The 242-nt window shown below is 69.4% G+C and carries 1 pseudogene; it reads right to left on the minus strand.

Features of this window, described 5'->3' with window-relative positions:
• Positions 1-213 (minus strand): annotated as a pseudogene (locus ACR9ZK_RS23160) (NADPH-dependent FMN reductase); the annotation flags it as partial.
• Positions 214-242: the final 29 nt, after the last annotated feature.

Consider the following 242-nt stretch of genomic DNA (forward strand, 5'->3'; position numbering starts at 1 on the left):
CAGACTCTGCTGGGCCAGCGCGGTACCGATCGCCCCGGGCGACGCTCCGATGACCGCGGCAGGCAGGTGGGCGAACGAGTTCTGTCCCCACTGACGGGAGGCCCAGTCGATGGCGTTCTTCAGGGCGCCCGGGGTGGACCGGTTGTACTCGGGGGTCACGAACAGGACGGCGTCGGCGGCGGCGATCGACGCCTTGAGGGTCCGCGCCTCGGGTGCTGTCTCTTATACACATCTCCGAGCCC

This window comes from Monashia sp. HAY1-5C (genome assembly GCF_056755255.1).